The following is a 15,239-nucleotide window of genomic DNA, read 5'->3' as shown; positions in this document are numbered from 1 at the left end:
CCACAAACAAGATGATTCGAGATTAAAAGAAAGCATGAAGGCTATTTATCATTTTTCATAAAATATAAGCATAACTAGCAAAATAGCTGCCAGCACTCCTTAAATGGGGCTACCTGCTTACTGTGAATCGTTCTTTTTTATACTGTCGAAGACAATTAAATACCGTCAATCTTAATGATCGTTTTAGTGTAGTGAATGATTCGGTGAATTGATGGAGCATTGAATCGCTTAGAGACAGTACAAATATTCAGGGGAAAGATATCAGCTCAGCATTGTATGATCCTGAATTTGAAGTGCGAGATATAGCCTTTTCAACCAGTTTGGGAGGTAAATCCTTTTTATGGAGAAATGACCGCTGGGCCTATATTGAATATGAAGAAGATGCTTCTAAAGGAATGTAACTATATGATGCTAAACAGTTTAATAATCTGGCTCACAATCCTGCCTATTCAAAAATTGTAAGTGAGATGCAGGCTGCTCTTAAACAAAATTGAAAGAAGTTAGAACCATCGATTTAGGCATTACCTATTAATTAGATAATGCCTATTGAAAGGTAGAGCTAAGAAATCATTAAGCTCTAAATTAGGCTATGAGCACCTCTACATTGCTCTTTTTAAGCATTTCTTTTTGTTGTTCGGTGATACCGTCATCGGTGATAAGCATATTGATCTTTTCAAATCCGCAAATAAACGCCAGACCCGATTTTTCAAATTTTGAGCTGTCTGCCACCACGATGACCATTTCGGCAATATCTATCATAATTTGGTTGAGGTAGGCCTCTTCCATATGATGCGTAAAGATACCTTTGTTGATTTTTATACCGTCTACCCCAATGAAGAGCTTCTTGCAGTACAATTGTCTCAAATTGCGCTCCGCCATAGGCCCTACAAGCGACATGGAGAATTCCTTAAGATAACCGCCAGGCATAAAGACATTTAAATGCTCGTATTGCGCGAGATTATTTACAATATCAAGTGCATTGCTTATCACCGTGAGATTCTTAAAATCTCCCAGATTATTTGAAATTTCAAAAGTTGTGGTTCCTGAATCTAAAATAATGCTGTCATCTTCGTGAATGAGCGTAAGGGCTTTTTTACCTATGCGTCGTTTAACCTCCAGGTTTATCTTTTTCTTTTCCGTTACCGGAAACGCAATATTAGTGGTTTTAAACGCGCCACCGTGGGCGCGTATGAGCAAATTGTTTTGCTCCAGTTTATCCAGATCGTTGCGTATGGTTACTTCGCTTACCCCCAGCGCTGCGCTAAGCTCATTTACATTTACCTGCCCGTGAGCATCAAGCTCTTCTAATATACGTGATCTGCGATATGCTGTCTTTTTCATTTAATTCTGTTTGGTAATCTTATTTCTTACGATAAGTTTCATTTGTAGAAAAATAGCAAATAAATATACCCCATAGATAAAAACGTAAATAAAAAAAGACCGATATTAACATTAGCCTTTTCAACCAAATCATTAGATAAAAAGCACTGTGTAATGCTGTTGCGTTATTTAGGGAGTTCCAGATTATACGTCTTTACCGCATTGGTATAAAACAGTTTTTTAAGCACGTCTTCCGGAAGATTTAAACCTTTGAAAGATCCTTTAAATTCCGGGGCTTGCATAAGGGAATTTGTTGCAAAGAATTCCCAGTGAAAATTCCATAAACGCTCAAATTTTGCTGCAGTTTCTTCAGCAGTCATACTGCCATCGTCAATCACATCGGTTCCGTAAATAATACGGTCCTGATAGGTTATAAAGAAGTCATGTACTTTTTGCCAATCGTGCATCGCCTGTAATTGCACATGGCAAATACGTTCGGCCAGATCGGTTTTGCTGTTTGGAAACCGGTCCAGACGTTTGGAGACTTCATCCAGGTCATATTCCATACTAAACAAATGCAGCCCTACATATTTTAAATTGGGGAAGCGTTCTAAAACGTGGTCCCTTGCGGCCATATGCGTTTCATAAGAAGGATAATCCGGATTTTTAAACATATGGTATTCTGGATGTTCGCTAAAATAATCACGATCTGAATCTACAGTCATTTCTTCAAGTGGTAACCAGCAATTGCGGGGTTCTGCCTGATGGTTTATGAGGAGTATATTATGATCACTCAAATATTGAAAAATGGGATCAAAACGGGGATCGTCAAGCAAGACAAAGTTTCCATCCTGATCTTTTACCCGCTGATCCATCCCGATATTCTTCCAGATTTTAACGCCTTTCGCACCTCTTGCCACGCCTTGTTTAATCTGTTCTAGGGCGTGAGGCAACCACATTTCAGTATTCCAGTATTCAATATCAAAAGAGGTGATAAAAAAGCTTCGGTTTTCAACAGTATTGAGTTCATGAATCAGCTTTTCCTGCTCATTCAGACTTATAAAAAAGGGAATATCAGTATTTATCGATACAAAATAGGCATCGTATTTCTGAGCCAGTATGAGTTTGGCTTCGGTTGCAGTATTAAGATGTACGTGGGCATCAATAAAGGGCCGTAGCATTCTTTTCGTTTTTTACCATTTCTAATTTACTTTTGACCAGACCGGTAATTTCCTGAGTTGCTACAGGAAATACTTTACGCAAATCTATTTCATCTATACCAACCCTCCTCTAATTAGCTCTAAATAAGCAATTATGTAAATCTAAGGGAGTAGCAAGAGGGTAACACGCTGCGCGAGGTTACAACTACTCATTTTGTTGATTTTAAGAGTTGTATGTTTTTTGATAGAAGATTGGAGAACGAGGAATTTCGTGAAAAAATTTCTAAGCCCTTTAAAACAGGCATTTTTTTCGTGAAAAACTCTAAAAATGTAATTGGCAAGGGAAGTTAAGATAGTCCTCAGCACATTCCCCTACACTGAGTTTCGGGGAAAGAGGTTCGTCCAAAATGACCCGTCCTAAAATAGCTATTCCCATTAATTAACTAAGTCCTGTTATAGCTATACAAAGCTGTCCTCAACAAATTTGCTTTTCCCCAAATAATAATAAATTAAACTCAAATTTTAGGTTTAAATAGCAATATGAGCCGATTACCCCTCCTAATCGGCTCATATTTTGATTATATTTGAGCCAGTTAATTAAATTAATCGGCTCATCATGTATAATTGGCAACTGAAAGACTGGCCCAATTTTAAGTATACTACAACTGAAATTGAAGAGAAGCTCTTTGAGTTCAGCCAAAGGGCCGGGCGTGTTAATGGTATATTGGAAGGACTTTCAGATTCGATGCAAATGGAAGCTATCTTATCGTTAATGGTTGCTGAGGCTGTGAAAACGTCAGAAATCGAGGGAGAATACCTGAGCCGGGAAGATGTGATGTCTTCCATACGAAACAATATGGGGTATGGTACGCCCAAAGCGGTCAAAGACCCAATGGCGCGGGGTGTAGGAGAGTTGATGGTGCGGGTTAGGCAAAATTTTGCAGAACCTTTGACAGATCTGGCATTATTCGAATGGCACAAAACGCTATTAGCGAGTGCTAAACGCATGAATACCGGGCAATGGCGTAAGCACCCTGAACCCATGCAGATCGTATCCGGTACATGGGGCAAGGAAAAAATCCATTTCGAAGCTCCGCCTTCCCATCTGCTTCCGGAAGAAATGAACGCTTTTATAAAGTGGTTTAATGAATCTCATCCAGAAGGAGCCAACCCTATTAAAAAACCCCTTATCCGTTCAGCGATTGCACATCTGTATTTTGAAAGCATTCATCCTTTTGAAGATGGTAATGGAAGAATAGGAAGGGCATTATCTGAAAAGGCACTATCTCAAGACTTAAAACGCCCTATTCTGCTGAGTCTTTCAAAAGCCATTGAGCACGATAAACAAGCCTATTATCAGGCTCTAAAAAATGCGCAGCAGTCCAATGAAATAACCGATTGGATCATCTATTTTGTCAATACTGTTTTAGAAGCGCAATCTCAGGCGGAAGAGCTTGTTTCTTTTACGTTGAGAAAAGCCCGGTTTTTTGATCGCCATAGAAATTCCCTGAATGAGCGGCAGTTAAAAGTGATCAACCGAATGCTTGATGAAGAACCGGAAGGGTTTAAAGGGGGGATGACGGCAAAAAAGTATATCGCCCTTACCAAAACATCAAAAGCTACAGCAACGCGCGACCTTCAGGACTTAGCAGCAAAAAAAATATTTATACCTATAGGGGAGGGACGGAGTACACGGTATGAAATCAACTTTGAAGACTAAAGCTTTTTATTAAGCGATCGACTTGAACCTACTCACTTTAAAGGCTTTAGAATATTTTTTATACTTAAAAGATAGTAAAGACAATCAAATCAGATCAATTGGAATGTTAATTTAGGTATAGTGAATTGTTCGGTGAATAGATCGAATACTTCAGCTGTACGATTCAGTAAATATAGGGGGTGAGTTGGTTTGCAAATTACCTACCCTCAGTTGGTTGTGTAAATCAAATCATATCGAAGATCAAAATGACTCTTTAGTATTCCTAGCTTCCATTTTCCGCATTAGAGCATCCATATCATCTCCAACTTTCTTTTGCAGTACTCTGGCATAGATTTGAGTCGTTTGCAGCTGTGTGTGCCCTAAAAGCTTTGATACAGTCTCAATGGGTACTCCATTAGATAGCGTAACCGTAGTTGCAAAGGTATGACGGGCTACGTGGAAGGTTACGTGTTTAGGTATTTGACAGACTTCAGTTATTTCCTTAAGGTATTTGTTTACCTTCTGATTACTATATAAGGGCATTAATTTGCCGGAGACCTCCAACTCCTCATCCTTTGTATATTTCTTGACCAGTGCAAGAGCTTGGGGCAGGAGGGGAACTCTAACAGATTCGTTGGTTTTTTCACGTTTGGTATAAATCCACAAGCGTCCATTAGACGCCGGAATCAACTGGTCTTTTCGTAATGCTTTTAAATCTACATAGGAAAGTCCTGTGTAACATGCAAACAGAAAGCAATCTCTTACACGCTCGTAACCTTTACTCGTAAAGTGCGTTTCTTCAATTCGATCTAATTCACGCTGGGTTAAATAGCAGCGTTCCTTTCGTTCCAATTTCAATTTATAATTGACAAAAGGATCTTTAGGCAACCATTCCATCCTGACAGCTAGATTCACCATTTTTCGAAGCCGTTCTAAATGCTTCCTCGTACCGTTTATGGAGCATGTCTTTCTTTCCTTCTTAGGCTTATAAGTACGTATATAGTGTTCAAACTCTGTTATAAACCGGTAGTTTAAATCAACCAAGAAGAAGTCATCTGATTTATAATGATCTAAGAGATACGCCTTGATATACTTTTCAGTAGAATAGTAATTTTTCATCGTACCGGGCTTTAGCGACAATCCCATATTATCATTATGGTACTTCACAAGTTCCAGGAGCGTCATACGCTCTTCATCTTCGCCCATATAGCGCAATTTGATTGCTTTCGCCGTAATTACTTTTCGTTCTGCATGCAGCTCTTTATGTGCGTTTAAAACTTCAGCCTTTACATCATCCATATAGGAGTTAAGCGTAATAAGTTGATCTGAAGTTTCCTTAGCTTTTACCCGGAGGATATCCCAGTCTTTTACATCAATATCACGCTTTATACTCATTTCAGAGCGCTTTTTATTGACTGTAATTCTTAAATAGATATCCAGTTTGTTGGGGTTGTTTCTTTTGGGGCGTGTAAAAAAGTTCACGCCTAAGGTGCTGTTTACAGGCATTTTGTAAGTCTTTTAGTTAAACGATTCTTAGTTAAAGACTACATCCAGATGGCCTAAATGCTATATAAATCTACGATAATTTGCACACCTTATTGCACACATTTGCCTTGATTTTAGATGATATCAGAGGGTATCATAAAAAATGAAAAGCCTGCTAATCCATTGATTAACAGGCTTTTTGATATAAACCGTGATTTGGTTCGTCGGGATGAGAGAACGCTTGATGCATTTTCAATCCCCAGTAATTATGGGGCTTTCGGAGTTTTCTTAATTTTAGAACTCACGATAAACTCACAGTGTATTTAGAACGATTTGATGTTGTTTGATACATTCGATTATAAAAATATAATTATTATTAGAAATTAGAAGAAATTTTTCCAATAATTATTATTGATACTATTTATTGCATTAGATCTTTACCATTACTAAGTCAGGATTATTTTGCGACCTACTATTTTCAAAAATTCAAACCAATGGCCATCTGGGGATTCAAAAATTAATACTTTTCCATACGGTTCATTTATAACCTCGCCAATAAACTCAATATTTTTATTCCTCAACTCTTTATAAAGAGAGTCAATATTATCTGTCTAAAACAGAATCCTTGCTTTAGGAGGGATTAGTTTTCAGAAGCAGTTATATTTATAGAGTTATCCTCATATTATTATAGAGAATAAACTAGCCAAAGCATTCTATTTCTTGCTCATTTTTTCCTTTATCTTCTAGCGTATTGATATTTGTTGTAAGCAGATATTAGTCTCAATTTTTTACTTTCTAAATTCTTTTTTACTACTAATGAGTTTAAGGTTTTCTTTTCCAATTCTTAAGCCTATTAGATGCTGCGGAATTGTTTATCTTGGAGAACCATAATCCCATTAATTCTAACGCTTTCTAAACCAATTTTATGAGCACTAAACTCTTTATTAAATTTATGGTGAGTCTGCGTTGCAAAATGCTGGTCAAAGAAGAGTTAAAAAAGCTCGGCCTGCATTATGTAATCGTAGAACTAGGTTTGGTAGAAATCTTAGAAAACATAACCCCGGCACAGAAAAACCAGTTTAAAGTTAATCTACAAAAATCTGGATTAGTACTTTTGGATAATAAGCGAAGTATTTTGATAGAAAAAATAAGGACGCTTGTTATAGAGATGATTCACCATTCTGAAGAGATTCCTAAGGTCAATTATTCAGAATATATTGGGGAACAACTGGGGTATGATTATACCTATCTAGCCAATATTTTTTCTGAAGTGAATGGTTATACGATTCAACAATTCATCATTACACATAAAATAGAGCGGGTAAAAGAACTACTCATATATGATGAGTTGAACCTCTCTGAAATATCTTATAAATTACACTACAGCAGCCCTGCACACCTCTCCAACCAGTTTAAAAAAGTTACTGGCCTTACGCCAACATTCTACCGAAAAATAAAAGACAAACGTCTAAGTAACTTAGAGGATATTTAAATGCTACATAGCGGTATTACTCGATTATCCTCATCGATTCCACCTGTTTTCTAATCTAATATGGTCATTGAACTGATGAACGTGGGATTTATGTAAACCTTCTCCCTCAAGGTACAAGGCTTCAGGCAAGCTAGTAACGAACCTTTACATCTTATCATTTTTGTTAATCTAAAACCTGATCAAGATGACCTTAAACACCATTTCACTGCCTAATAAAACTTCTAACGGAGTATTTCCACATTCCAAAACACAAATGAAGGCTTTAGTCTATCATGGGCCGGGCGAGATTGATTATGAAGAAGTTGAAAAACCCGGTATCAGAAAAGAAACAGATGCGATTGTCCAAATTGTTAAGACTACCATTTGCGGTACCGATTTGGGTATTCTGCACGGCAAAACATCTTCAGTAAAACCGGGGACCACTTTGGGTCACGAGGGCGTGGGCATCATTACCGAAACCGGCAGCGCAGTTACCCATCTTAAAGTAGGAGATCTGGTGATTATCTCATGCATCACCTCTTGCGGTACGTGTGATTATTGTAAAAAACAACTCTACGGGCACTGCATTGATGGTGGGTGGATTTTAGGAAACCTCATCAACGGTACACAAGCCGAGTACGTGCGCATCCCGCACGCAGATACCAGTTTGTATCTCGCTCCAAAGGATGTTAGCGAAGATGCATTAGTTATGTTAAGTGATATTTTGCCCACTGGGCACGAAATAGGAGTTATTAACGGTTGCGTAAAACCGGGTGATACCATCGCTATTGTTGGCGCCGGTCCCATAGGTATGGCTGCCTTACTCACTGCCCAATTCTACTCACCGGCAAAAATATACATGATTGATCTGGATGAAAACCGACTCAAAATGGCAATTGAAATGGGAGCAACCCATGGAATCAACACGGGTATTGAAGATGCCATACAGCGCATCAAAGATGAAACGCCAGACGGGGTCGATGTCGCTATTGAAGCGGTGGGCGTACCTGCAACCTTTAATATTTGTCAGCAAATCGTTAGACCGGGCGGCCACGTAGCTAACGTAGGCGTTCATGGTAAACCGGTAAGTCTTGAAATTCAGGATTTGTGGATTAAAAATATCACAATTACAATGGGGCTGGTTAATACTAACACGACTCCTATGCTTCTTAAAACCCTGGTTTCTGGTAAAATCAAGCCCGAACAATTAATTACCCACCATTTTAAACTAGACGAGATACTTAAAGCCTATGAGGTTTTTGAGAATGCTTCAAAAAGCAAAGTCCTTAAGATTATTCTTTCTAATTGATTTATAAACTAAAACAAAAACACCCTTATGAATACCTACCTAAACAAGATCGTGTTGATTTTGATGCTCATTAATGTCCCTTTTCTAAATGCGCAGGAAACCTTTACGATAGAAAAGACGCGGCAAATTGATATGCGGCTAAACGGCAGCTCTACCTTGCACGACTGGGAGATGGATGCTAAAAAATCAAATGGGGAAGCCCGGTTTACATTTGATACAAACGATGGGAATACACTAAAATCACTGGATGCACTCACGTTTAATCTGGAAGTCTTAAACCTTAAAAGTGACAGCAAAGGCCTTGATAAAAACGCGTACAAAGCGTTGAAAAGCGATACGTATAAAGAAATTCACTACATCTTGTCTTCTTCTCAAATCGCTCCTGAAAAAGGCGGCTATTTATTACAAACCAAAGGGAAATTAACGGTCGCGGGAGTGACCAAAGATATTGTCATGAATCTGCACCTGGTCGTTCACTCACCTAACGCTATTTCCTGCAAAGGGGAATACCAGCTAAATATGACCGATTATAATGTGGAGCCGCCCTCTTTTATGATGGGACTTATGAAAACAGATGAAGACCTCACGCTGGGTTTTGATGTGATCTACAGCAAACCAGAAAAAATATAACCTCAATATTTATATAGAAAAAATGACAAAATATATTCTTACAATTTCGGTATGCCTGATGGTTTTTGCATCAAATGCACAACAAAAGAATTTACAATATTTTAGACCCAACAGCCAATTAGGACTTAATGTGTTTGAAACTTCAAAAGAAGACACCATCGCTTATGAAGGCGTGCGGGTGCGGGTAGGAGGAGACTTTGCGATGCAGTTTCAAAGTCTGGATCAGAGCAATGATGCCAATAATCTGGTAGAATTAGGGTCAGATTTTAATCTGCCATCGGCTAATTTAAACCTGGATGTGCAGTTGATTGATGGGGTGCGTATGCATTTAAAACTCTATTTATCTTCTCAGCATCACGAAGAAACCTGGGTTAAAGGCGGTCATATTCAAATAGACAAGCTCGATTTTGTAAGCCCCGGACTTTTAGAAGAGCTTATGAAATACACAACCATCACCATAGGTCTCGACGAGTTCAATTACGGCGATGCGCACTTTAGACGTACAGACAACGCCCGGGCGATTTTCAATCCTTTTGTAGGCAATTATATTATGGATTCGTTTTCTACAGAAGCATTTGGAGAAATTACGCTTCAAAAAAATGGATTGCTGCTTGTTGCCGGTATCACCAATGGGAAACTCAACCAGAGTGTCACCGTCAACGAGAATACAGACAACAAACCTTCCTTTTACGGTAAAATAGGCTTTGACGAGAGTCTGGGAAGCGAAATGCGTTTTCGTCTAACCGGATCTATTTATAGTAATCACGGAACTTCTACGGGTACGTATTTATACGGGGGTGACCGTACTGGCGGGCGCTATTACAATGTTTTACATACCATCCCAGATGTTGATGGGGCAACTCAGGGTGGCGAGTTTGAAGGCCGTTTTAATCCGCGGTTTAAGAAGTTAACTGCTTTTCAGATCAATCCGTTTATCAAGTACAAGGGGATTGAGTTCTTCGGAATTTTTGAACGTGCATTAGGAAGCAATACCACAACAGGTACTGTAGCTCAAAAAGAGGGTGATTTTACACAATTGGCTGGTGAGTTGGTGTATCGTTTTGGTCAGGATGAACGCTTCTTTATCGCCGGAAGGTACAACACGGTTAAAGGACAGGCTTTAGAAAGTGATACCCAGGATCTGGAGATCACGCGCTTGAATCTGGGTGGTGGCTGGTTTTTGTCTAAAAATATTGTGCTTAAGGCAGAATATGTAGATCAAAATTACAAAGGCAACGCCTGGACCGGCAGATTTGCAGGAGCCCAGTTTGATGGGGTAAATCTGGAAGCAGCTATCAGTTTCTAAATTCAACATACCATGACGACACTAGAATACCTCCTGATTTATGCGATGCTTTCGGGCTCAACAATAATCATAGGAGGTATTGCGTCGTATTATTTCGGAGCGTTTGTAAAATCGGGATTAATCAAAGCCGAAATCTTACACAGTATCACCGCCTTTGGTGGAGGTATTTTGATGGCAGCGGTTGCTTTGGTACTTATACCATATGGTATGGAAACCCTGCAAATCATTCCTGTTATTGTGAGTTTTCTGGGTGGAGCTTTTTCATTTTATCTGCTGGATCGCTACCTCGACAAGCAGAAAGGATCTCTGCCGCAATTATTAGGAATGCTGGCCGATTTTATCCCCGAAGCGATTGCAATGGGTGCTGTTTTTACCCAGGATCCGGATCTGGGAATTCTGCTGGCTGTGGTCATAGGACTTCAGAATGTTCCGGAAGCATTTAATGCTTATATCGATTTAAAGGAAATGTATAGTACAGTCTTGTGTCTTGCCATCCTTTTCGTCTTGAGTTTTTCAGGAGTAGCTTCAGCACTTGTTGGCTTTTACTTTTTAGCAGACAAACCACTCGCTACAGGAGTATTGATGCTTTTTGCTTCCGGCGGTATAGTGTATTTGATATTTCAGGATATCGCGCCTTTATCTAAAATGAAAAAAAATTACATCCCGGCACTGGGTGCGAGTCTGGGTTTTTTATCGGGAATGATCGGAGTAAAAATAATGGGTTAACTCTTCCGCGTTGAGCGCACTAAAAAGTCAAAATGTGGGAGTTATGCAATGATTCTGACTAATTGTACAATACATTACCCACTGTATTTCCAGACCTTTAAGGTGCTGTTATAAGTCTGTAGCAGTCTAAATAATTTAAAGATGAAAAGCAACGCAGAGTTACAAACCGATGTCCAAAATGCCATACGCTGGGAACCTTTATTACACGCGGCAGAGATAGGCGTTACTGCAAAAGATGGTGTGGTTTCCCTAACCGGTACAGTAGATAATTATTTAAAGAAAATTGAAGCTGAGCAAGCAGCTAAAAAAGTTATTGGCGTTAAAGCCTTAGTTGAAAATATAATAGTAAAATTTCCCAGTCTCTGGTCAAAAACTGATGAGGAAGTGGCTGAAGAGGCTTTGGTCTCTCTTAATGCAAACTGGTCTATACCTAGAGATATGATAGCTATAACCGTTGAAGAAGGTTGGATTACCCTCGAGGGAGAGCTTCCATGGAATTACCAAAGAGAAGCTGCCGAAGAAGCTGTTCACATTTTAATGGGCGTTAAAGGGGTGACCAACAGCATTAAAATCAATCCAGAATCGAGAGATAAGATTGAGCAGCACGATGTAGAACAGGCCTTGAAGCGCAGCGCCATTAATGATAAAGACATTGCCGTACGGGTAAAAGGTTCTACCGTTACACTTTCTGGCGAGGTTACTTCGTGGTATCAAAAAGATGAAGCCGGTCGTATTGCTTGGAATACACCTGGGGTATTACACGTAAATAATGAACTCACGGTAGATTATGATTATTCATTAGTCTATTAAATTTAGTTAAGCGGGAGCTAAACGGCTTTCGCTTTTAATTCAACCCTATATCTATGGATTCTTCATTTGAAGCACTAGTCTCGTTACCCAGAATAGGGGATGAGGCACCACATTTTAAAGCAGTGACTACTCAGGGACCCATCAACTTTCCGCAGGATTATAGGGGCAACTGGGTGATACTCTTTAGTCATCCTGCAGATTTTACGCCCGTGTGTACTTCTGAGTTTATGACGTTTGCCAGTAGAGAGCCAGAGTTTAACGCACTCAATTGTAAGCTCGTAGGGTTGTCTATTGACGGCCTTTACAGCCACATTGCCTGGTTACGTACGATTAAAGAAAAAATCGAATTCAAGGGTATGAAAAACGTAGAAGTCAATTTCCCGCTTATTGAGGACATCACGATGGAAGTGGCCAAAAAATACGGAATGATTCAGCCGGGAGAAAGTTCTACAAAAGCGGTGCGTGCTGTTTTCTTTGTAGATCCTAAAGGAATCATACGCGCGCTTATTTACTATCCGCTTTCGATGGGAAGAAATTTTAACGAACTCAAACGCGCCTTGATTGCGATGCAAACAGCAGATGCTTTTGATGTAGCCACACCCGCAGACTGGCAACCCGGCGATGATGTTATCGTACCACCTGCAGGTTCGTGCGGCTTAGCAAAAGAGCGTATGCAATGCGAAGATGAAGAGCTCACCTGCGCAGACTGGTTTTTTTGCACTAAAAAACTCAGTAAAGAACATATAGCAGAGGCATGCGAAAAAGAAATAACTATATGATATTGAACATGAATATTTTAGATAGTGTTCTGAGATTTACCGTTTCTTTTATAATTCTTCTCCTTTATGCAGCGCAGGTAATTACAGGAACCTTTTCGTTTTTAGTATTGATTCCTGTTCTTATACTCGTTGTCACAGGTTTTTTGGGTTTTTGCCCCATGTATCGCCTTTTTCGAATAAGCAGCGCAATGAATAATTAACACTAAAAATTACACGTATGATCATGGTACATCATTATAATGTAGACTTAACCTGGCAAAGTCACCGCAAAGGCTTGCTTTCTTGCCCAGAGCTTATGAATGAGATGGGCGTTGCTATTGAAGTGGCTACACCGGTTGAATTTTTTAAAGGAATGCCTGGCATCTGGTCACCAGAACATTTATTTGTAGAATCGGTGAGTGGCTGTTTGATGACTACCTTTCTGGCAATAGCCGAAAATTCAACTTTAGAATTCACGGGTTTTAGCTGTAATGCAAAAGGCAGACTGGAGCAGGTAGACGGCGTCTGGATGATGAGTGAAATACTACTGAAACCTACCGTGTTTATTCAAAATGAAGGCTTGCGCAACAAAGCCATACGCATTGTAAAGAAAGCTGAACACGCCTGCCTGATATCACATTCGATCAAGTCAAAAATAAGTATGGAAATAGCAATAAAAGTGGATCCCATTCTAATTGACAGTTAATGAAAAAACCACCTGTTTTTAAACAATATAAACATGTATGAGGGAAGATCCCACTGCTTATGGGAGAAGAGTGAACTGATTAGGATCACACTAGAAATTAAATAACATAAAAAATGGAAACACCAAAAAATCTGGGCATCTGGATGGATCATGCAATGGCCAATCTTATACACAGTACCACTAAAAGAAAAAATAAGAATATCACCTCAAAATTTACTGCAGAAACAAAAGAAGAAGTGTTGAATAGAAGTGAAAAAAGTATGCACAACAAGCGCCAGCAAATGAACGAGGCCTATTATAAAGAGATAGCCGATGCTATCTTAAACTACAATCACGTGTTACTGTTTGGCCCTACTGATGCAAAAACAGAACTCTATAATTTTCTAAGTACCGACTCTCATTTTAAAAATATAAGGATTGATATAGAGTCGGCAGATAAAATGACAGACTCAGAAAAACATTTATTTATTAAAAATCATTTTTCTAGGCGCACACTTTAAATGCTTCAGGCAATTCAACGCGCTTAAGCTCAAGTGGGAAATGTCTTTTTATAATTCAATAGTCACAAAACCTATATGATCACAGCACCTCATTTGCACGCGATGCTTATCCATTTTCCTATAGCCTTACTGCTGATAGGATTTATAACAGAAGCCGTCGCGCTAATCACTAAAAAGCATTTTTTTAAAAATGCCGCTTTTTACCTGCTACTCCTTGGAGCGCTTGGTACCATTGCGGCTTATATAAGCGGCGGTTATGCCGGTGACGGGATGACCGATGGTATTTTACAGGAACCCTTAGAGTTACACGAAGATGCTGCCACTATAACGCTTTGGCTGGCAATAGGCACAGCACTCCTGCGTGTGGCAATGCATTTTTTAAACTACAAAAAAGCCTGGTTACAAGGCGTTAGTTTTTTACTCTTTGCCGTTTTAGTAGGTTTTATTGCCAGAACAGGATACCTGGGAGGAGAGCTGGTTTTTAAACACGGCGCGGGTATAGAATTGGCATTGCCTGATTTTGAAACCCAAAACACAGACTAATACAATACGAATTCAATTTAATGACTGTGCTGCACAAAACGGTGTGTGCAGAATACACCATATATAACTATAGAACCCATGAAAAAATCAATTTTAGTATATGCTTTAGCGCTAGTTTTCTTCGGAATGGTATTCCAATCCTGTAAAGAAAAAATAGCCGATACGAGTGCCGTTTCGACTACAGAAGAACTCAATACTGAAGGAACAGAAGATGTATCTGTTGAAAAACAGGATCCTCAAAAGCTTACCATTCAGAATATGCACGATGCGTATAAAGGTGAGACCACGGCACATTTTAAATATGCGGCGTATAGTAAAAAAGCTGCAGATGAGGGTCATCCTGAAATTGCATTATTATTTAAAGCGGCTTCAGAAGCCGAATTGATTCACGCCAATAATCATAAAGTTGTATTAATACGAATGGGAGAAACCATTCCTGAAATTACTCCTGAGTTCACAGTAAAATCGACTACAGAAAACCTGGAAGAATCTATTGAAGGCGAGAGTTACGAATTCAATACAATGTATCCTGAGTTCATAAAAAATGCTAATGCAGCGGGAAATTATATGGCGCAAATAAGTCTCACCTATGCCTATAAAGTAGAGCAGAAGCACAGGGATTTTTATATTGAAGCGCTGGCCGCATTAAAAAATAGAACAGATAATACACTTGCCAAACTTTATTTTTTATGCCCCACTTGTGGGAATACCTATGCAACCGTTGCTCCGGCACGTTGCGAGATATCAATGACAGACTCTAAGCTTTTTATTAAAGTAACAAGCTTATAAAAGACAAGAGTTAAGCGAAGAAAATAA

Annotated in this window: 18 protein-coding genes; 14 read left to right on the top strand and 4 right to left on the bottom strand. The window is 39.1% G+C overall.

Annotation, left to right across the window (positions count from 1 at the left end; all coding sequences use genetic code 11):
• Positions 1 to 272: 272 nt before the first annotated feature.
• On the top strand, positions 273 to 401 hold the full coding sequence (locus tag DSM03_RS19245; RefSeq protein WP_262707743.1) for a hypothetical protein: 129 nt from the start codon (positions 273 to 275) through the stop codon (positions 399 to 401).
• A 181-nt stretch (positions 402 to 582) separates the two neighbouring features.
• On the opposite strand, the gene agaR is transcribed toward DSM03_RS19245, so the two are convergent.
• Complete coding sequence (gene agaR / locus DSM03_RS18280) at positions 583 to 1,341, bottom strand: transcriptional repressor AgaR (RefSeq protein WP_128760726.1); 759 nt, start codon at positions 1,339 to 1,341, stop codon at positions 583 to 585.
• Positions 1,342 to 1,505: 164 nt separating this feature from the next.
• Positions 1,506 to 2,501: an amidohydrolase family protein gene (locus DSM03_RS18275; protein WP_128760727.1), complete on the bottom strand. Its 996-nt coding sequence runs from the start codon at positions 2,499 to 2,501 to the stop codon at positions 1,506 to 1,508.
• A gap of 595 nt (positions 2,502 to 3,096) precedes the next feature.
• Between DSM03_RS18275 and DSM03_RS18270 the strand changes: the two genes are divergently transcribed.
• A complete protein-coding gene (locus DSM03_RS18270) occupies positions 3,097 to 4,200 on the top strand; it encodes a Fic family protein (protein WP_236638780.1) in 1,104 nt (367 codons plus the stop codon).
• Between the two features lie 240 nt (positions 4,201 to 4,440).
• Here DSM03_RS18270 and DSM03_RS18265 read toward each other — a convergent pair whose 3' ends face one another.
• Both DSM03_RS18265 and DSM03_RS19335 read right to left on the bottom strand, forming a co-directional pair.
• Positions 4,441 to 5,685: a site-specific integrase gene (locus DSM03_RS18265; protein WP_128760729.1), complete on the bottom strand. Its 1,245-nt coding sequence runs from the start codon at positions 5,683 to 5,685 to the stop codon at positions 4,441 to 4,443.
• Between the two features lie 425 nt (positions 5,686 to 6,110).
• Positions 6,111 to 6,266, bottom strand: coding sequence for a VOC family protein (locus tag DSM03_RS19335; protein WP_420813170.1), 156 nt, complete (start codon positions 6,264 to 6,266; stop codon positions 6,111 to 6,113).
• 323 nt (positions 6,267 to 6,589) lie between these two features.
• Between DSM03_RS19335 and DSM03_RS18260 the strand changes: the two genes are divergently transcribed.
• The 12 genes from DSM03_RS18260 to DSM03_RS18205 all read left to right on the top strand — a co-directional run bounded on the left by DSM03_RS18260 (position 6,590) and on the right by DSM03_RS18205 (position 15,212).
• Positions 6,590 to 7,156 (top strand): helix-turn-helix domain-containing protein, encoded by a 567-nt coding sequence (locus DSM03_RS18260; protein ID WP_236638782.1) that lies wholly within the window; start codon positions 6,590 to 6,592, stop codon positions 7,154 to 7,156.
• A 184-nt stretch (positions 7,157 to 7,340) separates the two neighbouring features.
• Positions 7,341 to 8,444: a zinc-dependent alcohol dehydrogenase family protein gene (locus DSM03_RS18255; protein WP_236638783.1), complete on the top strand. Its 1,104-nt coding sequence runs from the start codon at positions 7,341 to 7,343 to the stop codon at positions 8,442 to 8,444.
• A 27-nt stretch (positions 8,445 to 8,471) separates the two neighbouring features.
• Positions 8,472 to 9,074 carry a YceI family protein gene (locus DSM03_RS18250; protein WP_128760730.1) on the top strand — a complete coding sequence of 201 codons (603 nt, stop codon included), beginning with the start codon at positions 8,472 to 8,474 and terminating at the stop codon, positions 9,072 to 9,074.
• Between the two features lie 22 nt (positions 9,075 to 9,096).
• Positions 9,097 to 10,380 carry a hypothetical protein gene (locus tag DSM03_RS18245; protein ID WP_128760731.1) on the top strand — a complete coding sequence of 428 codons (1,284 nt, stop codon included), beginning with the start codon at positions 9,097 to 9,099 and terminating at the stop codon, positions 10,378 to 10,380.
• Positions 10,381 to 10,392: 12 nt separating this feature from the next.
• Positions 10,393 to 11,106: a ZIP family metal transporter gene (locus DSM03_RS18240; RefSeq protein WP_128760732.1), complete on the top strand. Its 714-nt coding sequence runs from the start codon at positions 10,393 to 10,395 to the stop codon at positions 11,104 to 11,106.
• Positions 11,107 to 11,247: 141 nt separating this feature from the next.
• On the top strand, positions 11,248 to 11,916 hold the full coding sequence (locus DSM03_RS18235; protein ID WP_128760733.1) for a BON domain-containing protein: 669 nt from the start codon (positions 11,248 to 11,250) through the stop codon (positions 11,914 to 11,916).
• Positions 11,917 to 11,969: 53 nt separating this feature from the next.
• On the top strand, positions 11,970 to 12,695 hold the full coding sequence (locus DSM03_RS18230; RefSeq protein WP_128760734.1) for a peroxiredoxin: 726 nt from the start codon (positions 11,970 to 11,972) through the stop codon (positions 12,693 to 12,695).
• Positions 12,671 to 12,895, top strand: coding sequence for a YgaP family membrane protein (locus tag DSM03_RS19330; protein ID WP_128760735.1), 225 nt, complete (start codon positions 12,671 to 12,673; stop codon positions 12,893 to 12,895). Before DSM03_RS18230 ends, DSM03_RS19330 begins: the two co-directional genes overlap by 25 nt.
• Before the next feature lie 17 nt (positions 12,896 to 12,912).
• Entirely contained in the window at positions 12,913 to 13,380 is a 468-nt protein-coding gene (locus tag DSM03_RS18220) for an OsmC family protein (protein ID WP_236638784.1), read from the top strand.
• 113 nt (positions 13,381 to 13,493) lie between these two features.
• Positions 13,494 to 13,880, top strand: coding sequence for a hypothetical protein (locus DSM03_RS18215; protein WP_128760736.1), 387 nt, complete (start codon positions 13,494 to 13,496; stop codon positions 13,878 to 13,880).
• 75 nt (positions 13,881 to 13,955) lie between these two features.
• Entirely contained in the window at positions 13,956 to 14,423 is a 468-nt protein-coding gene (locus DSM03_RS18210) for a DUF2231 domain-containing protein (protein ID WP_128760737.1), read from the top strand.
• A 78-nt stretch (positions 14,424 to 14,501) separates the two neighbouring features.
• Positions 14,502 to 15,212 carry a rubrerythrin family protein gene (locus DSM03_RS18205; protein WP_128760738.1) on the top strand — a complete coding sequence of 237 codons (711 nt, stop codon included), beginning with the start codon at positions 14,502 to 14,504 and terminating at the stop codon, positions 15,210 to 15,212.
• Positions 15,213 to 15,239 lie beyond the last annotated feature (27 nt).

This window comes from Leeuwenhoekiella aestuarii (assembly GCF_004104055.1).
In the GTDB taxonomy this organism is placed as follows: domain Bacteria; phylum Bacteroidota; class Bacteroidia; order Flavobacteriales; family Flavobacteriaceae; genus Leeuwenhoekiella; species Leeuwenhoekiella aestuarii.
The sequence above is the reverse complement of the archived record's forward strand: the minus strand, read 5'-3'. Positions and strand labels throughout refer to the sequence as shown.